Below are 16,564 nucleotides of genomic sequence, written 5' to 3'. Positions count from 1 at the left end.
CGACGACCCGTCCGACAGGAAGGACCGTGATGATTCACTCAGCACAACGCCTGGGCGTGGTCGCCGAATCGGCGCCGGGCGAGACACGGGTGGCGGCCACCCCGGCCACCGTCCCGCAGTTGGTCTCGCTCGGCTACGAGGTGATCGTCGAATCGGGCGCCGGGCGGCGGTCGGGCTTCACCGACGACGCGTACGCCCGGGCCGGGGCACGGATCGGCGACCGCGAGGAGACGTGGGGCGCCGATGTCGTGCTCAAGGTGAACGCCCCTGCGGGGGACGAGATCCCGGCGCTGCGCGAGGGCGCCACGCTCATCTCGCTGATCGGCCCGGCGGCCGACGCCGGCCTGGTGGACGCGCTCGCACGACGGCCGATCACCGTCCTCGCGATGGACGCCGTGCCGCGCGTCTCCCGGGCCCAGGCGCTCGACGTGCTGAGCTCGATGGCGAACATCGCCGGTTACCGCGCGGTCATCGAGGCCGCGCACGCGTTCGGGCGGCTCTTCACCGGTCAGGTGACCGCGGCGGGGAAGGTCCCCCCGGCCAAGGTCCTGGTGGCCGGCGCGGGCGTGGCGGGGCTGGCGGCCGTCGCCACGGCGGCCAGCCTGGGCGCGATCGTACGGGCGACCGACCCCCGTCCCGAGGTCGCCGAGCAGGTGCGCTCGCTGGGCGCGGAGTTCCTGGACGTCGGGGTCGCGCAGGAGTCGAGCGCGGACGGGTACGCCAGGCAGACCTCGCGCGACTACGACCGCCGCGCCGCCGAGATGTACGCCGAGCAGGCCGCCGACGTGGACATCGTCATCACCACCGCCCTGATCCCCGGGCGTCCCGCCCCCCGGCTGCTCACAGCCGAGCACGTGGCGCGCATGCGCCCGGGCAGCGTCGTCGTCGACATGGCCGCCGCGCAGGGCGGGAACGTCGAGGGCACCCGTCCCGGGGAGGCGGTCGTCACCGGGAACGGCGTGACCATCATCGGCTACACCGACCTCGCGGGACGGCTGCCGGCGCAGGCCTCGCAGCTCTACGGCACCAACGTCGTCAACCTGATGAAGCTGCTCACCCCCGGCGAGGACGGCCGGCTCGTGCTGGACTTCGACGACGTCGTGCAGCGCGCGATGACCGTCGTCCGGGACGGCGAGAAGACCTGGCCCCCGCCGCCCGTGCCGGTGAGCGCGGCCCCCGCCGCCCCCGCCCCGGCGCGGGGGACGCCGCCGGCTCCCGCCGCGAGCCCGCCGGCCCCGTCGCCCGGACGACGACGTCATCTGGTCACCGCCGCGGTCGCCGCCGCGCTGTTCGTCCTGACCGCGTTCTCGCCGAACGCGCTGATCGAGCACGTCACCGTCTTCGTCCTGGCGATCGTGATCGGCTACTACGTCATCGGCAACGTGCACCACGCGCTGCACACGCCGCTGATGTCGATCACCAACGCCATCTCCGGAATCATCGTCGTCGGCGCGCTGCTCCAGATCGGGCAGGGCGGCACGGTCGTCGCCGTCCTGTCGTTCGTCGCCATCCTGCTGGCGAGCGTCAACATCGTCGGCGGCTTCGCCGTGACCCGTCGCATGCTCGGCATGTTCACGAGGAGCTGACCGTGACCCTCGCCACGGCCGCGCAGGCCGCCTACATCGTCGCCGCCCTCCTGTTCATCCTCAGCCTCGCCGGCCTGTCCAAGCACGAGACCGCCCGCTCCGGCGTCGTCCTGGGCATCTCCGGCATGGTCATCGCGCTGGCCGCGACGGTCGTCCTCGCCGCCGACGGCAGCGGCACGCTCGCGGTGATCCTGCTCGCGGCCGCCATGGCGATCGGCGGCGCCGTCGGGCTCTGGCGGGCCCGGATCGTCGAGATGACCGCCATGCCGGAACTCATCGCCATCCTGCACAGCTTCGTCGGCCTCGCCGCCGTCATGGTCGGCTGGAACGGCTTCCTGGAGGTCGAGAACGGCGGCACCCGGCTCCCCGGCTCGCTGCTCGGCATCCACCACGCCGAGGTGTCCATCGGCGTGTTCATCGGGGCGCTCACCTTCACCGGGTCGGTCGTCGCGTTCCTCAAGCTGTCGGCCCGGATCGACTCCCGCCCGATGATGCTGCCGGGCAAGAACGCCCTGAACGTGGGCGCGCTCGCGGCGTTCGCGGTCCTGACCGTGGTCTTCGTCGCCTCCCCCGGCCTCGGGATCCTCCTCGCGCTGACGGTCGTGGCGCTGCTGCTCGGCTGGCACCTGGTCGCCTCCATCGGCGGCGGGGACATGCCCGTCGTCGTCTCGATGCTCAACAGCTACTCGGGCTGGGCGGCCGCGGCGTCCGGGTTCCTGCTCGACAACAACCTGCTGATCGTCACCGGCGCCCTCGTCGGCTCGTCCGGCGCCTACCTGTCGTACGTGATGTGCCAGGCGATGAACCGGTCGTTCATCTCCGTGATAGCCGGGGGGTTCGGCATCGAGGCGGGGCCCGCCGGCGACCGCGACTACGGCGAGCACAGGGAGATCACCGCCGTCGACACCGCCGGACTGCTGAAGGAGGCCAAGTCCGTCGTCATCACTCCCGGGTACGGCATGGCGGTCGCGCAGGCGCAGTACCCCGTCGCCGAGCTCACCCGCAGGCTGCGGGAGCGCGGCGTCGAGGTGCGGTTCGGCATCCACCCGGTCGCCGGTCGCCTGCCGGGGCACATGAACGTGCTGCTCGCCGAGGCCAAGGTGCCGTACGACATCGTCCTCGAGATGGACGAGATCAACGACGACTTCGCCACCACGTCGGTCGTCCTCGTCATCGGCGCCAACGACACCGTCAATCCCGCGGCCGTCGAGGACCCGGACAGCCCCATCGCCGGGATGCCCGTCCTGCGTGTGTGGGAGGCGGACAACGTCGTCGTCTTCAAGCGGTCGATGGCCACGGGGTACGCCGGGGTGCAGAACCCCCTGTTCTTCCGCGACAACACCAGCATGCTCTTCGGCGACGCCAGGCAACGCGTCGAGGAGATCGTCGCCGCTCTCTGACGCCCCGCCCCCGGGCCTCCTCCGCGGTCCGCCCGGCCGGGCGGCTCAGCCGGTCCAGGAGCTGTTGAGGAACGAGAACGTCATCGCCACCATGAGCGGCCCGATCACGGTGGCGTAGACGATGATCACCGATCGGTGCCGGGCGGCCGCCCGGCCGATGAGCACCCACAGCGGCCACCACAGCAGCGCCGACCTGGGGATCGACATGTAGAACGTGGAGGTGACCAGCGCGCCCAGTTGGAGCCCGACGTAGACGAACTCGGCCCAGCGGCGGGCGACGAGCAGCCAGACGAGCAGCAGCACCCCGACGATCGCCGCCGCGATCTCGAGCCGGAACATCGGCCCGAACCCTTCGTCACCGCCGGTCGAGTCCCAGGTGGTGCGGAACGCCTCCCAGGGCCAGACCGGTTTCCGGCCCCATCCGGTCTGCTGCGCGTTGTTCCAGGCCAGCCAGTCACCGGTGCGGGAGTGCTGGTAGGCGGCGTACGCGAGGAGCGGCGCGAACGGCAACGCCAGCCAGGCTCCCCGCCGCCAGCCCGCCCAGCCGTCCCTCCGGATGCGGCTCACGACGAACTCGACGATCAGCGCGACGGCCAGGAACAGGCCGGTGATACGTACGCAGGACGCCCCGGCGGCCAGGGCACAGGCCAGCGGCCAGGCACGGCGGCGGGCCGCCAGCCAGGCGGGCAGCGCGAAGGCGAGGAACAGCGCCTCGGAGTAGCCGGCGAACAGGAAGACGGCGGGCGGGCACAACAGCAGCGCCAGGACGGCCCAGCGGCCCGCGCCGGCGGGCCCCTCGGCGTCGGCGAGCCGGGCCAGCGCCACCACGGCCACCGCGCCTGCCACGAACGAGATGACCAGCCCGGCCAGGATCCAGTCGCCGGCCACCAGATGCACCAGGCGCATCGCCAGCGGCATGCCGGGGAAGATGGCCGGCAGCCCGGGGTCGGGCTCCAGGTGCGGATCGCCGTCGTACCCGAACTCCGCGATCTTCCGGAACAGGCCGACGTCCCAGTGTTTCCACCGCTCCAGCAGCGGGGCGTGGCTCTGGCCGGACACGATCAGTGCGCCGTAGAGCGCCAGGAGGAGCAGGCCCGCCCGCGTGCCCACCCACAGCAGCAGCGCGTCCCGGACCGTGGCGCTCTTCCGCAGCGGCTCCGGGGATTCCCCGGACGCAGGGGCTCTTCCGGGTTCGGGAGGTTGCCGGGGTTCCTGGACGGGGGCCTTCTCATCCGGCCCGGTCCGCTCCCCGCGCTCGGGGTCGTGGCCGGACTCCTGGACGGCAGCCGTCACCTGACGCCCTCCCCTCTCCTCGCGCACCCGCCCGCCCCCGCCGTGCGCCCTCCTGCCTGCCGGCAGGGGCCACTGCCCGTACGGGCGGACGGCGGCCACCCCCGTGACCCAGGGATGGTGTCAAGAGCGGCAGGAGCGGCGCCAGGCCGCGGCCCGCCCGGCGACCGCCCCCGCGAGCGCGCCGCGCACTGACCTGCGGGGTCACGCCGCCACGAGGCGGAGCGACCGGCGCCTCGCATGAAAGTTGCAGCGCCCGCCGGGCATCCCGGACAGGGGGTACCGGTCAGCGGGCGGGGGCGGTGCCGATGACGGAGGTGCCGATGACCAGATGCCCGGTGGGATCGCACCCGAGGAGCTCTTCGACGAGTTGGTCGCGGAGGGCCGCGGTGAACGTGATGTGCAGGCCGGCCGCGGTGGCCAGCAGGTAGACGGTCTGGCTGAGATGACCGACGTCCATCAGCAGAGCCCTGTAGACACGGGGGAAGGTGTACTTCCACTGGTTGCGGGCGATCACGCTGGTGTAGAAGATCAGCGCTCCGGCGCCGGCGACCCAGTCCTGGTCGCCGACCGCGGCCACGAGCCGCTCGTCGTCGAGACGGCGGCCGAGGTATTCGAGGCTGTGGTCGGCCGCGGCGTAGTGATAGGCGCCCGGGGCGAGGCCTTCGACATCGCGGGCGTAGAGGTAGACCTCGGTGGGATGGCGGGCGCCGCCGGACGGGCTGGTCTTGAACACCCGTTGCCAGGAGTCGGTCAGCACGCCGCCGGGGTCCAGGGTGACGCCGGCCTGAGTCAGGGGGCCGTCGGCCCGCGGCAGAGGTCCGGCGGCGGTCTTGAGCAGGGCGGCCACGACGTCCAGCGGCAGCGCCGTGCCACCGAAGAAGCGGCGGCTGCGGCGCCGGTGCAGCACGTCGATCAGGTCGCGATGACGCCAGACGCCGGGGTCGGCGTCGGGCAGCGCGTGGCGGGAGACGGCGGGCAGGGACCAGAACGCCGGTGGCGGCGGGTCGGTGAGGACCTTGGCTTCGAGCTCCTCGTTGTCCTGCTCGGCGGTGCGCATGGCGGTGCCCGCGTGGGAACGACTGGAGAAGTGGTAGGCACGGGCCAGGGGACCCCACGGCCGCCAGGCCTGTTCGATGGCCTGTTCGCGCCGATGGCGCGGCCCGTTCTCGGAGATCAGGACGTCGTTGTCCGCCAGGACGGTGGCGACTTCGTGCCAGTGGGCGGCCTCGCCGGGATCGTCCGCCATCTCCCGTACGGAGTCGAGCGGGCGGAAGCCGGTGAACCAGCGCAGCACCCGCTCGACCCCGTCGGCGAGGGCGAACTGGCGATGGTCGAGGTAGTCGTCCCAGACCAGCTGGCCGGCGTCCCAGAGCAGGGCGCCGCAGGCGGACAGGCGGACGTTCACGATGGCGTCTCTTCTCGGGTGGGAGCGGTCCGCCGACGCGGCTCCACGTCCGCGGGCGGCAGTTCGGCGCGGGCGGCCGCCAGACCGCGGCGGGCCGCCGTCAGGTGCGGATGGTCCGGCGCCGCCCGCCGCAGCGCCTCGACCGCCCGCCCGTAGCAGGCCTCGGCCTGGTCGGGCCGGCGGCGGGCGCGGTGCAGTGCGCCGAGGTTGATCAGGGTGATGGCCGACTCCGGATGTCCCGGTCCCAGAACCGCGTCCTTGACGGCCAGTGCGCGCGTGTAGCGGGCCCGCGCCTCGTCCAGGTCTCCCCGCCGGTGTGCCAGGGCGGCGAGGTTGTGCAGCGCGGCGGCGACGTCGTGGTGTTCCGGGCCGTACGCCGCCTCGCTGACGGCCAGGGCCTTCCGGAGCAGCGCCTCGGCCTCGGCGGGGCGCCCGCAGCCGTCCACGAGCGCGGCCCAGGCGGCGAGGTCCGCGGCCACCCTTGGATGCCGCTCGCCGAGGAGCCGGGCCCGCACCCGCGTCGCACGCCGGGCCCAGGGCTCCCCTGCCTCGTGGTCGCCGCGCGCGTGGGCGAGCCCGCCCAGGTTGTGACAGACCGTGGCCACGTCCTCGTGCTCGGGGCCGCGCGTCTCCTCCAGGATCTCGAGAGCGCGCCGGTACAGGGCCTCGGCCTGCCGGAAGCGGCCCGTGTACTTGCCCAGCACGCCCCACTCGTTGCAGAGCGCGGCCACCTCCACCGATCGAGGGCCGAAGGTCCGCTCCGCGGCGGGGAGAGTCAGGGCGAACAGCAGCCCGGCCCTGCGGTAGTCGCCGCGCATGCGCCATAGGGTCGCCAACTCGACTTGGGCGCGGATCCGTACCGCCATCAGGCCGTCGTCACGCCGGGCCTGATCGTCGTGCCGTACCTGATCGTCGTGCCGTACCTGGTCGTCGCGCCGAGCCTTGTCCACGGCGGCCCGCAGGGCGCGCTCCGCCTCCGTGAAGGCGTTCTCGCCGCGTCGCCGCACGCCGTGCCGCAGCAGTTCCTCCGCCGACGGCCGCCCCGCGACGGAACCGGGATCCGTCCTGCCACTCACCAACGCCTCCCGAACCACCTCGCCACACCGGGGGTGGTTGGGCCCCCGGGTGTCCCCCGCGTTCCGCTGCCACCGGCGTCCGCCCCCGGGCTCACCGGAGCCCCGGGGCGGACGCACACCACGTCACGACGGGCCGGGAGCATCACGCGGACGCGCGTGTGCCGGGCCCGTCACGGCCTCACGCCTCGACGAGGATCTCGTTGTGGTTGTAGGTCAGCGCGGCGTCCGGCGTGCTGTAGCCGTCCTCGCGGACCTCGAACACCGCGCTCTCGTTGTGGTTGTAGGTCAGCGCGGCGTCCGGCGTGCCGTAGGCGTCCTCGCGGACCTCGAACACCGCGCTCTCGTTGTGGTTGAGGTTCAGCGCGGCGTCCGGCGTGGCGTAAGCGTCCTCGTGCGCCTCGAATACATCCGGTGTGCTCTGGGACATGGGTGTCGCTCCTTTCGCGGGCTCCCGTGACAGCGGTCGTACGACCTCGTCACCGGAGCGGGGATCACCATGGCAGCACCCGCTGCTCAGGCTCTGACGCACGTACGATCCCAAGAGCGAAGATCATCGGGCCATATCCAGTCTGCGGCGAAATCATCGGAGTTCTGGTCATACGCCCATGACCCCGTGCGATGACAAGGGGAAACGGCGAGCCCGCCGCCGGAGACGGCGTCGGTTCGGCTGTACCGAGCAGGGGCCGGGGTTGGCTGTCGCTTCGCTGGGTAGCCGCGTCTCGCATGACGGAGTATGGAATCCACGCCTCCCACGAGCAGATCCCGCCCGCCGATCTCCTGACCGCGATGATCGCCGCCGAGCGCGCCGGTTTCGGCACCGCCATGTGCTCCGACCACTTCTCCCCCTGGAGCGAGCGGCAGGGCCAGTCCGCCTTCGCCTGGTCCTGGCTCGGCGCCGCCCTGCAGGCCACCGGACTCACTTTCGGCGTCGTGACCGCGCCCGGGCAGCGCTACCACCCGGCGATCGTCGCCCAGGCGATCGGAACCCTCGGCGCGATGTTCCCCGGCCGGTTCTGGGCCGCGCTGGGCAGCGGCGAATTCAGCAACGAGCACATCACCGGCGGACCGTGGCCGCGCAAGGAGATCCGCGACGCCCGCCTGCTCGAGTGCGTGGACGTGATCCGCGACCTGCTCGACGGCAAGGACGTCACCCGTGACGGCCTGGTGACCGTGGACCGCGCCCGGCTGTGGACCCGTCCCGAGACACCGCCCCCGCTGATCGGCGCGGCGGTGAGCACCGGTACGGCGGCCCGGTGCGCGGAGTGGGCGGACGGCCTGATCACGGTCAACGCCCCCGAGGACCACCTCCGGAAGATGATCGCGGCGTACCGGGAGGCGGGCGGACGCGGCCCGGTCTGCCTGCAGGTTCACCTGAGCTGGGCGCCGACGGAGGAAGAGGCGGAGGCGATCGCCCACGACCAGTGGCGCAGCAACGTCTTCGGTCCGCCGGTCAGCTGGGACCTGGAGCTGGTGGAGCATTTCGACGTCGTCTCCGAGCACGTGACCGTGGACCAGGTGCGCTCCGTGGTCAACGTCTCCTCCGACCTCGACCGGCACATCGACTGGCTGCGCGGTTACGCGGCCCTGGGATTCGACCGCGTCTACCTGCACCACGTGGGCCAGGACCTGTTGCCGTTCATCGAGACCTTCGGCGCCAAGGTCCTGCCCCACTTGCGCCACAACGAGTGAGATCGCGACGCCCCGGCGCCGCCCGTTGAGACGCCACACGCCTCGGCCGCCCAGCCATGTCCCATCCGCTGCGCCGGCGGCTGCTCGACATCCTCCGGGTGGACGGCCCCTCGACGGCGTCGGTGCTGGCCGGCAAGACCGGGCAGGCCGTCGGCAACATCAGCCATCACCTCAAGGTCCTGGCGGCGAGCGAACTCGTCGCGGAGGTGCCCGAGCTCGCGCGTGACCGCCGGGAACGCTGGTGGCGCAGGTCTCCGGACGTCCTCAGCCGGTCGGCGTCGGACTTCCCCGACGACCCCGTGGCCGCGGCGGCGGAATCGCTCGTCCTGGAGCGGCAGACCACCCTCGTCCGGCAGTGGTTCGCCGAGCGCGACGGCTACCCGGAGCCGTGGCGGCGGGCGGCCTTCACGACCGACCACTGGGCGATGCTGTCGGCCGCCGAGCTCGCCGAGCTGGAAGACAAGATCTTCGACCTGCTCGCCTCGCTGGCCGACCGGGAGATCCCGGACGACGGGCAGGAGCGCAGGCTCGTCTTCCTGACCGCCCGCGCCGTGCCGGGCCGGCCGTGACCACGACGCCGGTCGCGTGGGGTGGACTGTCGAGGACCCGCGACTTCCGGTTGTTGTGGATCGGCGAGACCACAAGCATGCTCGGCAGTTCCGTCGCCGGTGTCGCGCTTCCGCTGGTCGCCGTGGTTTCGCTGCACGCGAGCCCACTCGCCGTCGGGCTGCTGACCGCGGCCGCCTGGCTGCCGTGGCTGCTGGTCGGACTGCCCGCCGGCGCAACGCCAAGCTCCGGGGCAGCGAATCGGCGGCACGGATCGCCGGTCCCGGGCTGGCGGGGCTGCTCGCGCAATGGTTCGGCGCGGTCAGCGGTGTGCTGGCCGACGCGGTCAGTCTCGCGATCGCCGTGCTGTGCCTGCGTTCGGTGGGCACGCGAGACCCGCCGGGAGAGGGCGGCGAAGCGGCGACTGCGTGCCGAGATCGGCGACGGGTTGCGTTTCGTCGTGCACGACCCGTACCTGCGCGCCCTCACCGTCTTCAGCGCGGTGTCGAACATCGCCCTGATGGGCTACGCGTCGATTCAGGTCGTGTTCCTCACCCGGGATCTCCACGCGGGAGCAGGCCAGGTGGGCCTCGTGCTGGCGCTGGCGAGCTCCGGCGGCCTGTTCGGCGCCGCGCTCGCGGGCAGGGTGGCCACACGATTCGGAACGGCACGGGGATTCCTGCTGTGCGAGGCGGTCGCCGCGCCGATGGCTCTGCTCGGGCCGATCGGCAGCGGCGGCGTGGGCCTGGCGCTCTTCGCCGCCGCGGGCTTCGGCACCGGCCTGGGCATCGTGGCCTCCAACATCCTGACCAGCACCTTCCGCCAGCGCTACTGCCCGGCCGAACTGTTCGGCAGGATCACCGCGAGCACGTCGGCGCTCAACTACGGCGCCGTCCCCCTCGGCGGGCTGCTCGGCGGCATGCTGGGCGATGCGGTAGGCGTACGCGAGACCCTGATGCTGATGGCTGTCGGCCAGCTCTTCTCGGTCGCCATCCTGCTGCTCGGCCCATTCCGTCCGCTACGCGACTTCCCCTCGACGCGGTAGAGCGAGGCGGTCCTGCCGTCGCGGGTTGCGAGCTCGATCAATTGGTTGCCCCGCATGCATAACGCCCGGCTTTCCCGTTCCGGGAGCGGAGATCGCGCCGTCGGTGAGATCCGGCCGTTTCTATCAGTGGGGCACATCCGAAACGCCTGAATTGCGATCACGACCCTGGACCCGACGGGGAAGAGCCCCGCACACTGGGTGAACCGCACGAAGGCCGCCCTGAACACCTTTGCCACCTCATGGGCGGCCGACATGAAAACAGATCAGGATCGAGTTGCGCCATATTCCCCGGCCAGCCCTTACCGAATGCGGGTCGCGGCCGGGCGCGAGGGATGAGGAGCAGCATGCCGAGGACGACGCCATTTACGAAGAGCGTCCGAGAACGGGCATTATCGGCGGCCCGAATCGGGTTCGTAGCGACGGTGGTCCTCGCCGTCATACTCGGATTCTGGGGCCTGGAGTCGTATTCGCACACCGCGTCCTACGACCTCGGCCGGAGCTTCTGGGATATCGCCTACTACGATCTGCAGCTCTTCGTCCTGGGCGCGGCACCACTCGACAACCCGGGACCGTTTCCCTGGCCGCTGCAGGTGGCCCGGTTCCTCGCGCCGGCCGCTACCATCTACGCCCTGTTCGAGGCGGGCCGGGCGGTGTTCGCGAGCGAGTGGCGGCGCCTGCGGCAGCGGCGCGTGACCGGGCACACGATCGTCGTCGGTGAGACGCCGATCGCCGACGCCATGGAGAACGGGCTGCGCCGCAACGGGCTGGTGCTGCGCGCCACCGCCGGGGACGCCGAATCGTTGCGCGACGCGGGCATCGCCGGTGCCAGGTTCGTCTACGCCTGCGCCGACGACCGCGACGACAGCAGCGTCAACGTGTTGGTCGCGGCGACCGCACGGCAACAGGCGCGCACGAAGAAGGCCGGCGACCTGAACGTGTACGCGCACGTCAGCGACCCCACGTACGCGCTCGCGCTGCGCGCCCGCCACCTGAGTCAGCCGGTCACCGGCGCCGACTTCTTCAACATCGACGAGCTCGCCGCCCGGGAACTGGTCCGGCAGGAGGCCGGCTCGTTCCGCGGCGGCGAGCCCCTCGTCGTCGTCGTGGGGCTCGGGCCGTTCGGGCAGGCGATCGTCGTCGAGCTGGCACGGATGTGGCAGGTATCGGCGCGCGCGGACGAAAAGCTCGTCGTGTTCCTCGTGGATCGCGACGCCGAGGCCGTCGCGAAGGATCTGCGGCGGCGCTGGGTGGCCGTCGCGGAAACGTGCGAGCTGAGACCGGTCGCCGGCCTCGCCTCGGTGTTCGACACACCGGCCGTGCCCGCTCCCCATCGCGTGTACCTGTGCCACGAGGCCGAGGAGGAGGCGGTGCGGGCGGCGCTCACCATGCCCGGCCTGTGGCGGGGCGGGGAGCGTTCGGTCGTCGTACGCCTGGACCGCCTGAGCGGTCTCGCCGGCGTGCTCGGCGGCGATGCGGGCAGCCTGCTTGACGACGTCGAGGGTCGGCTGCAGCCTGTCTGCGTGGGCGAATTCGTCGTCGGTGCCGACGCGGGCAGAGCAGAGCGGATCCACGAGGACATCTACGAGCGTCTGGCGCAACTGATCCATCACAACTATCTGCAGCACGAGCTGAAGAAGGGCAACGCCATGGGCAGCGCCCCGGCGATGGTTCCGTGGGAGGACCTCGCCGAGGACTACAGGCAGGCCAACCGAGCCCAAGCGCGGGACATAGGCAACAAGCTCGCCGCCGCCGGCTGTACGGTGGCGCCCCGCACCGGCACCGGGGTCGAGCTGGGCGACGACCCTCTGTTCGAGACGCTCGCCGAGCGGGAGCACGAGCGGTGGATGGCCGAGCGCACGGCGCAGGGATGGACGTGGGACGAGCAACGGGACGACGAGGCCAAGCACCACCCGAGCCTGGTTCCGTGGGAGAGACTGCCGGAGGAGGAGAAGGACAAGGACCGTGCCGTGATACGCGAGATGGGCGAGGTGCTCGCCCACTGCGGCCTCGAGATAGTCCGCCTCTCCCCACTGCGATGACGTCTGCGACCGCCCCGAACCGATTTCGCCAGGGCACGATCTAGCGCCGCCGTAGATCGCGGGCGCGGCACACCACCGTCCGGCAGATGGCGGCACCCGGCCGGCGAGCCGCCGCTGCCGGACAGTTGACGGAGCCGACCACGCTCGTCTTCACCGGGGCGAAGGACGGCATCCTGCCGTCGCGGCTTGCGCGGGGTCGCACATCGTCGCTGGTCACAGCCTCGACGAGACCGGTCGTCCGGCCTTGGGCATAACACCCCCGCCCTTATCACTGTATATCAGACTCGCGCATCTCATGAGGTGCCAGAAAGTGCTTCATACTTGCCCGTTGCGAACCGACCCGACGAACGATGGAGCACGGCAATTGCGTTACGTGATGGGTTTCGAGGAGATCGACGGGACGAATATCTCGGACGTCGGCGGAAAGGGTGCGCACCTGGGCGAGCTCTCCCGTATCGACGGCATCCGCGTGCCGGACGGCTTCTGCGTCACGACGGACGCCTTCCAGCGGGTCGTCGCCGAGGCGCCGTCGATCGACGCTCAGCTTGACCTGCTGTCGCGCCTGGAACCGGACGACCGCACGGCGATCCGAACCCTGAGCGCGGACATCCGTCGCACCGTCGAAGACGTCGCGGTTCCCGGCGATCTCGCGGCGGCGATCGGCGAATCGCTCGCCAGGCTCGGGGAGCACGCCTCCTACGCCGTACGTTCCAGCGCGACGGCCGAGGACCTGCCGACCGCGTCCTTCGCCGGCCAGCAGGACTCGTACCTGAACATCGTGGGCCTGGATGCGATCCTCCGGCACGTCCGGAGGTGCTGGGCCTCGCTGTTCACCGAACGGGCGGTGACCTACCGGTGCCGTAACGGCTTCGACCACCGGAGGATACGGATGGCCGTGGTCGTTCAGCGGATGGTGTTCCCGGACGCGGCCGGGGTCATGTTCACCGCGGACCCCGTGACCTCGAACCGGAAGATCGCCACCGTGGAAGCCGGTTGGGGGCTCGGCGAGGCGTTCGTCTCCGGCCTGGTCGCCGGAGACGTCTACACGGTGCGCGACGACCAGGTCGTGACCACAGCGGTCGCCACGAAGCCGCGGTTCGTCGAGGCGTCGCCGGGCGGTGGTACCCAGGAGGTGCCGGTCGAGCCGCAGCGGCAGACACAGCCGGCTCTGACGGAGGCACAAGTCGTGCGTCTCGTACGGCTGGGCCGGCGAATCGAAGCGCACTTCGGCCGGCCCCAGGACATCGAATGGTGCCTGACCGGCGACGAGTTCCACATCGTCCAGAGCCGGCCGATCACCACGCTGTTCCCGGTCCCCGCGACCGACGACCAGGACAACCACGTCTACGTCTCCGTCGGTCACCAGCAGATGATGACCGATGCGATGAAGCCGCTGGGACTGTCCCTGTGGCAGCTGACGACCCCACGGCCGATGCACGAGGCGGGCGGACGGCTGTTCGTCGACGTGGCCCCCGTCCTGGCGACGGCCGCGGGTCGCGCGCACCTCATCGGGACCCTGGGAAGGTCAGACCCGCTGATCCGGGACGCGCTGCAGACCGTCGTCGACCGCGGTGACTTCCTCCGCTCGCTTCCGGACGAAGCTTCCGGCGCCGCGCCCGCCGGTGACGCACCCGCCCCGATCGAGACCGATCCGGCCGTCGTCACCAAGCTGATCCGGCGCAGTCAGGCGTCCGTGGCCGCTCTGCGGCGCGAGATCCGGGATCTGTCCGGTCCGGCACTGCTCGATTTCATCCTGGCCGACATCGCCGAGCTGAAGCGCATCCTGTTCGATCCGCAGAGCTCTCAGGTGATCATGGCGGGCATGGAGGCGGCATGGTGGCTCAATGACCACCTCGAGGCGTGGCTGGGCGAGAGGAACGCGGCCGACGTGCTCACGCAATCCGTCCCCCACAACGTCACGTCGGAGATGGGGCTGGCGCTCCTCGACGTCGCGGACGCGATCCGGCCGCACGCGGACGTCGTGGCGTTCCTGCAACGCGTGGTGGACGAAGGCCGGGAGGGCGACGGCTTCCTGGACGAGCTGGCCGGGCTGTCCGGCGGACGGGAGGCACGTGACGCCATCCGGGGCTATCTCGACGAGTACGGCATGCGCTGCGCGGGCGAGATCGACATCACCAGGACGCGCTGGAGTGAGCAACCCGCCACGCTCGTTCCCGCCATCCTCGGCAACATCAAGAACTTCGAGCCGGGCGCCGGCAAGCGACGCTTCGAGCTAGGACTCCAAGAGTCACGGCAGAAGGAACAGGAACTGCTGACGCGCCTGCGCGCCCTGCCCGACGGGGAGCGGAAGGCCGCGGAGACCAAGCGGATGGTCGACCGCGTCCGCACCTTCGCCGGATACCGGGAGTACCCCAAGTACGGCATGGTCAGCCGCTACTTCGCCTACAAGCAGGCGTTGCTGCGGGAAGCCGATCGCCTCGTCCGGTCCGGCATCCTGCGCGAGAAGGACGACATCTTCTTCCTCCGGCTCGAGGAGTTGCGCGAAGTCGTGCGCACCCACGATGTGGACGCCGAACTCATCTTGAGAAGGCGGGACGAGTTCCGGTCGTACGAGGCGCTCACGCCGCCCCGGGTCCTCACCTCGGACGGCGAGGTCATCACCGGCCGGTATCGGCGCGACGACGCCCCGCCCGGCGCGCTGGCCGGCCTCCCGGTCTCGGCCGGCACCGTCGAAGGCCGTGCCCGTGTCGTGCTGGACATGGCGCGGGCCGACCTCGAGGCGGGCGACATCCTGGTCACCGCCTACACCGACCCCAGCTGGACCCCCCTGTTCGTCACCGTCGCAGGACTGGTGACGGAGGTCGGCGGCCTCATGGCGCACGGGGCGGTGATCGCACGGGAGTACGGCCTGCCGGCCGTCGTGGGGGTGGAGCAGGCCACCCGGTTGATCCGGGACGGGCAGCGGATCCGCGTCCACGGCACCGACGGGTACGTCGAGATCCTCGACTGAGCCGTCGCGACAGACCCCGAATTCCACGATGGAGTCCTTTTCATCACCGGCAGCGGTCGTCTCCCCGGCTCGCGGGACGAAACGGCCTGCGGGATGGCGGGAGCACGTAGGGGGCAGCGGAGCGTCGGCAGCGGCTTGCACGATTTCAGGGCCATGATGCGCGTTTTTAGAAGGCTCGGATGCGTGAGCGCGGTCGACGTCCTTCTGCCCCCGCGACCACCGGGGCCGATGACGTTTCGATGCAGGGCGGCCGTTGCCGCCTGCGCGCGACACGATGCCCCAGCGACAGATATGACCGGGCCAATCCCGACCTCTCACGCAAAAGCGTCCTCGTCGCCGCAAAGCGGATCAACACGCGGAATCTGGGCCAGAACCGATACTGGAGCGCCGCCGTCACCGCCCGCGGAAAACCGCGCACGAAAACGTACGCCGCCAGGTCTCGATGGAAACATCCCCGCGGAACGCGTGCTTTTCAGTGGAACGCCGAGAAGCCTCACGCGATTATCCGATTGACAGGGCGTCGGAGTGGGGGAGATCGATGGAAGTGCTGCTCGGCAACAGACCCGTCTTCGCCAGCACCGACCTCGACGAGGTCCGTGACGAGGTGGCGAGGGTCTTCTGCCCGCATCGGCTGGACCTGACCGGCGCGGCGTCCCTGCTGTCGGCGCGGTTCAACTCCGTCCGGCTCGGCTCGGTCCGGATCAGCTACCTCGACTACGGGGCCGACGTCCGCATCGAACCCGGCGACCTCGGCACCTTCTTCCTGGTGATGATCCCGCTGGCCGGGCGCAGCCTGATCCGCAGCGGGAGCCAGGAGGTCGTCTCCACCCCGGCGACGGCGAGCCTTGCCTCGCCGACGCAGCATCTCGACATGCGATGGGCGGCGGGCACCCCCAAGTTGATCGTCAAGTTCGAGCGCACGGCGGTCGAGCGCTCGCTGGAGCAGATGCTCGGCGAGCCGCTCGACCGGCCGGTCGTCTTAGACCTGGGCGTGGATCTGACCGCGGGATGGACGCGCGCCTGGCGGGCGATGGCCGACCTGATCGTCCGCGAGGCCGAGCACGACGACGGGCTCACCGCGCAGCCGCTGGCCATCGCCCACCTGGAGAACGCGCTGCTCACCTCCCTGCTCACGATGCAGCCCTCCAACTACCGGGAACGGCTGACGGCGCCTCGGCCCCCCGTGCTTCCCAAGGTGGTGCGCCGGGCGTTGGAGTTCATCGAGCAGCACGCCCACCTTCCGATCACCACCGAGGACGTCGCGCGGGCCGTGGCGGTCAGCGGCCGCTCGCTCCAGGAGGGCTTCCGCGTCCACGTGGGCCGCACGCCGATGGCGCAGCTCAGGGAGGTACGGCTGACCAAGGCGCACGAGGAGCTCGCCGCCGGGGATCCGGCCCGCCACACCGTCACGAGCGTCGCCGCCCGCTGGGGCTTCCTCCACCAGGGCCGGTTCGCCGCGCTCTATCGCCAGAAGTACGGCCGGCACCCGTCGGAGACCCTCAGACGCGGCTGAG

Annotated in this window: 12 protein-coding genes; 8 read left to right on the top strand and 4 right to left on the bottom strand. The window is 71.3% G+C overall.

What is annotated here, in order from left to right; genetic code table 11:
* Positions 1 to 29 precede the first annotated feature (29 nt).
* Both AB0J39_RS04780 and pntB read left to right on the top strand, forming a co-directional pair.
* Positions 30 to 1,586 carry a Re/Si-specific NAD(P)(+) transhydrogenase subunit alpha gene (locus tag AB0J39_RS04780; RefSeq protein ID WP_363461864.1) on the top strand — a complete coding sequence of 519 codons (1,557 nt, stop codon included), beginning with the start codon at positions 30 to 32 and terminating at the stop codon, positions 1,584 to 1,586.
* Positions 1,587 to 1,588: 2 nt separating this feature from the next.
* On the top strand, positions 1,589 to 2,986 hold the full coding sequence (gene pntB, locus AB0J39_RS04775; RefSeq protein WP_363461862.1) for a Re/Si-specific NAD(P)(+) transhydrogenase subunit beta: 1,398 nt from the start codon (positions 1,589 to 1,591) through the stop codon (positions 2,984 to 2,986).
* 45 nt (positions 2,987 to 3,031) lie between these two features.
* Here the strand turns inward: pntB and AB0J39_RS04770 are convergent, their stop codons facing one another.
* The 4 genes from AB0J39_RS04770 to AB0J39_RS04755 form a co-directional block, all read right to left on the bottom strand.
* Positions 3,032 to 4,279 carry a hypothetical protein gene (locus AB0J39_RS04770; protein WP_363461860.1) on the bottom strand — a complete coding sequence of 416 codons (1,248 nt, stop codon included), beginning with the start codon at positions 4,277 to 4,279 and terminating at the stop codon, positions 3,032 to 3,034.
* Positions 4,280 to 4,562: 283 nt separating this feature from the next.
* Positions 4,563 to 5,684 carry a SagB family peptide dehydrogenase gene (locus AB0J39_RS04765; RefSeq protein WP_363461858.1) on the bottom strand — a complete coding sequence of 374 codons (1,122 nt, stop codon included), beginning with the start codon at positions 5,682 to 5,684 and terminating at the stop codon, positions 4,563 to 4,565.
* Positions 5,681 to 6,760 (bottom strand): tetratricopeptide repeat protein, encoded by a 1,080-nt coding sequence (locus AB0J39_RS04760; protein WP_363461856.1) that lies wholly within the window; start codon positions 6,758 to 6,760, stop codon positions 5,681 to 5,683. The genes AB0J39_RS04765 and AB0J39_RS04760 overlap by 4 nt, the downstream gene beginning before the upstream one ends.
* Positions 6,761 to 6,938: 178 nt before the next feature.
* Positions 6,939 to 7,187, bottom strand: a complete 249-nt coding sequence (locus AB0J39_RS04755; RefSeq protein WP_363461854.1) for a hypothetical protein — start codon at positions 7,185 to 7,187, stop codon at positions 6,939 to 6,941.
* Between the two features lie 296 nt (positions 7,188 to 7,483).
* Here AB0J39_RS04755 and AB0J39_RS04750 point away from each other — a divergent pair, with 296 nt between their 5' ends.
* The 6 genes from AB0J39_RS04750 (at position 7,484) to AB0J39_RS04725 (ending at position 16,563) form a co-directional block, all read left to right on the top strand.
* Positions 7,484 to 8,449 carry a TIGR03885 family FMN-dependent LLM class oxidoreductase gene (locus tag AB0J39_RS04750; RefSeq protein ID WP_363461852.1) on the top strand — a complete coding sequence of 322 codons (966 nt, stop codon included), beginning with the start codon at positions 7,484 to 7,486 and terminating at the stop codon, positions 8,447 to 8,449.
* 56 nt (positions 8,450 to 8,505) lie between these two features.
* On the top strand, positions 8,506 to 9,018 hold the full coding sequence (locus AB0J39_RS04745; RefSeq protein WP_363461850.1) for a helix-turn-helix domain-containing protein: 513 nt from the start codon (positions 8,506 to 8,508) through the stop codon (positions 9,016 to 9,018).
* The gene (locus AB0J39_RS04740) at positions 9,015 to 10,040 is read left to right on the top strand and encodes an MFS transporter (RefSeq protein ID WP_363461848.1); all 1,026 of its coding nucleotides are present in this window, start codon (positions 9,015 to 9,017) and stop codon (positions 10,038 to 10,040) included. The genes AB0J39_RS04745 and AB0J39_RS04740 overlap by 4 nt, the downstream gene beginning before the upstream one ends.
* A 422-nt stretch (positions 10,041 to 10,462) precedes the next feature.
* Positions 10,463 to 12,079 carry a RyR domain-containing protein gene (locus AB0J39_RS04735; protein WP_363461846.1) on the top strand — a complete coding sequence of 539 codons (1,617 nt, stop codon included), beginning with the start codon at positions 10,463 to 10,465 and terminating at the stop codon, positions 12,077 to 12,079.
* Between the two features lie 295 nt (positions 12,080 to 12,374).
* A complete protein-coding gene (gene rph / locus AB0J39_RS04730) occupies positions 12,375 to 15,050 on the top strand; it encodes a rifamycin-inactivating phosphotransferase (RefSeq protein WP_363461844.1) in 2,676 nt (891 codons plus the stop codon).
* Positions 15,051 to 15,588: 538 nt separating this feature from the next.
* Positions 15,589 to 16,563: an AraC family transcriptional regulator gene (locus AB0J39_RS04725; protein ID WP_363461842.1), complete on the top strand. Its 975-nt coding sequence runs from the start codon at positions 15,589 to 15,591 to the stop codon at positions 16,561 to 16,563.
* Position 16,564 lies beyond the last annotated feature (1 nt).

The sequence above is a fragment of the Microbispora sp. NPDC049633 genome, assembly GCF_040675265.1.
Lineage (GTDB): Bacteria > Actinomycetota > Actinomycetes > Streptosporangiales > Streptosporangiaceae > Microbispora > Microbispora maris.
Note: the sequence above shows the minus strand (reverse complement) of the source record. Positions and strands in the feature narration are given on the sequence as shown.

What these genes read in the sequence shown, in the direction of transcription:
- AB0J39_RS04780 (WP_363461864.1), top strand. Translation starts at nt 30, where the DNA reads ATGATTCACTCAGCACAACGCCTGGGCGTGGTCGCCGAATCGGCGCCG.
- AB0J39_RS04755 (WP_363461854.1), bottom strand. Translation starts at nt 7,187, where the DNA reads ATGTCCCAGAGCACACCGGATGTATTCGAGGCGCACGAGGACGCTTAC.
- AB0J39_RS04750 (WP_363461852.1), top strand. Translation starts at nt 7,484, where the DNA reads ATGACGGAGTATGGAATCCACGCCTCCCACGAGCAGATCCCGCCCGCC.
- AB0J39_RS04745 (WP_363461850.1), top strand. Translation starts at nt 8,506, where the DNA reads ATGTCCCATCCGCTGCGCCGGCGGCTGCTCGACATCCTCCGGGTGGAC.
- rph (WP_363461844.1), top strand. Translation starts at nt 12,375, where the DNA reads ATGAGGTGCCAGAAAGTGCTTCATACTTGCCCGTTGCGAACCGACCCG.
- AB0J39_RS04725 (WP_363461842.1), top strand. Translation starts at nt 15,589, where the DNA reads ATGGAAGTGCTGCTCGGCAACAGACCCGTCTTCGCCAGCACCGACCTC.